Genomic DNA, 2,484 nt, shown 5'->3' on the forward strand with positions numbered 1-2,484 from the left:
ATGCAGAGTTCGCGCACGCGGCTCCTGTGGGGCACGGCGAACCTGTTCTCCAACCGCCGCTACATGGCCGGCGCCGCCACCAACCCGGACCCCTATGTGTTCGCCTATGCCGCCGGGCAGGTGAAGCAGATGCTCGAGGTCACCCATGATCTCGGCGGCGCCAACTACGTGCTGTGGGGCGGCCGCGAGGGCTACGAGACGCTGCTCAATACCCGCATCAGGCAGGAACAGGATCAGGCCGCCCGTTTCCTCGGCCTCGTCATCGAGCACGCCAAGAAGATCGGCTTCACCGGCCAGATCCTCATCGAGCCCAAGCCGCAGGAGCCGACCAAGCACCAGTACGACTACGACGTGGCGACGGTGTACGGGTTCCTCAAGACCTACGGCTTCGAAAAGGAGGTCAAGGTCAATATCGAGGTCGGGCATGCCTTCCTCGCCGGGCACAGCTTCGAGCACGAACTGGCGGTGGCGGGCGGCCTGGGCATCCTGGGATCGGTCGACGCCAACCGCAACGACCTGCAGTCGGGCTGGGATACCGACCAGTTCCCCAACAATCCCGGCGAGATGGCGCTGGCCTTCTACCAGATCCTGAAAGCCGGCGGCCTCGGCAAGGGCGGCTTCAATTTCGACGCCAAGGTGCGACGCCAGTCGATCGATCCGGCCGACCTGCTGCACGGCCATGTCGGCGGCCTCGACGTGCTTGCCCGTGGGTTGAAGGGCGCCGCGGCACTGATCGAGGACGGCACCTACGACAAGGTGATCGAGGCCCGCTATGCCGGCTGGAACGAGAAGGGGGCGCAGGCCATGCTGAAGGGCGAGCGCACGCTCGAGCAGATCGCCCAGTGGGTCGAGGCCGAGAACGTCAACCCGCAGCCCAGGTCCGGCCAGCAGGAGTATCTCGAGAACCTGGTCAACCGGTTCGTGTAGGCCGGGGCTTCCCCACGCTCGGACCCTCCCTTCTCCCCTTGAGGGAGAAGGTGGCGCGAAGCGCCGGATGAGGGGTATCGCGTCGTTGTTGTGACGTGCGACCCGAACGCAAGCGAGGGGCGGTCAGGTCCGTCCCCTCACCCGCCCGCTACGCGGGCACCCTCTCCCTCAAGGGGAGAGGGAAGACAGATGAGAATGCGTCCCATGCCCACCATCCGCAATCCGATCCTCCCCGGCTTCAACCCGGACCCCTCGATCCTGCGCGTCGGCGACGACTACTACATCGCCACCTCCACCTTCGAGTGGTACCCGGGCGTGCAGATCCATCATTCGAGGGATCTTGCCAACTGGGAGCTCTGCACCCGGCCGCTGACCCGCGCGTCACAGCTCGACATGCGCGGCGACCCGGATTCGTGCGGCATCTGGGCGCCGTGCCTCAGTCATGACGGCGAGCAGTTCTTCCTCATCTACACCGACGTGAAGCGCAAGGACGGCTCGTTCAAGGACGCGCACAACTACCTCGTCACCGCGCCCTCGATCGAAGGCCCCTGGTCCGACCCGGTCTACATGAATTCCTCGGGGTTCGACCCGTCGCTGTTCCATGACGACGACGGCAGGAAGTGGTTCGTCAACATGCTGTGGGACCACCGCACCCGGCCGCTGCTGTTCGCCGGCATCGCGCTGCAGGAATACGACCACGCGGCCAAAAAGCTCGTCGGCCCGATCAAGAACATCTACCAGGGCACCGACCTCAAGCTCGTCGAGGGCCCGCATCTCTACAAGCGCAAGGGCCGCGACGGCCGCCCCTGGTACTACCTGCTCACCGCCGAGGGCGGCACGGGCTACGAACACGCCTGCACCTTCGCCCGGTCGCGCAGCATCGACGGGCCGTACGAGACGCATCCGCAAAAGCACATCCTCACCGCCAAGGACGCCCCGCTCAATCCGGTACAGCGCTCCGGCCACGGCGACCTGGTGGAGACGCCGGACGGCAAGACCTTCCTCGTCCACCTGATGGGCCGGCCGACGACGCAGAAGCGCCGTTGCGTGCTCGGCCGCGAGACCGGCATCCAGGAGGCCTACTGGGGCAATGACGACTGGCTGTGGGTGAAGAACGGCCCGGTGCCCTCGCTCGACGTCGAGGTCCCAGGTACGCGCGACCACACCGACTACTGGAAGCCGAAGCGCTACAGCTTCGACAGCCTGCACCAGGATTTCCAGTGGCTGAGGACCCCCGAGACCGAGCGCATCTTCCGGCTGGCGGACGGCAAGCTGCACCTCATCGGGCGCGAGTCGATCGGCAGCTGGTTCGAGCAGGCGCTGGTGGCGCGTCGGCAGACGCACTTCTCCTATGACGCGGAAGTGACGGTGGAGTTCTCGCCCAGCGACGAGCGGCAGTTCGCCGGGCTGACCGGCTATTACGGCCGCTACAATTTCCACTACCTCACCGTCACCGCGCATTCGGACGGCCAGCGCGAGCTGTTGATCATGAGCTCGCTGGCGAGCCACCCGGACGGCCGGCTCAGCTATCCGGCGGCACCGGTGCCGCTGCCGCAG

The 2,484-nt window shown here is 66.3% G+C and carries 2 protein-coding genes; both read left to right on the forward strand.

The window, feature by feature from the left end; all coding sequences use genetic code 11:
- On the forward strand, positions 1-927 hold a 927-nt coding region (locus ACE3TU_RS21350; protein WP_374627870.1), incomplete at its 5' end, for a xylose isomerase.
- 195 nt (positions 928-1,122) lie between these two features.
- Positions 1,123-2,484: glycoside hydrolase family 43 protein (locus ACE3TU_RS21355; protein ID WP_374627871.1), on the forward strand; the 1,362-nt coding region annotated here is incomplete at its 3' end.

Origin of the sequence: Devosia sp., assembly GCF_041917035.1 — a bacterium.
Classification (GTDB): Bacteria; Pseudomonadota; Alphaproteobacteria; order Rhizobiales; family Devosiaceae; genus Devosia_A.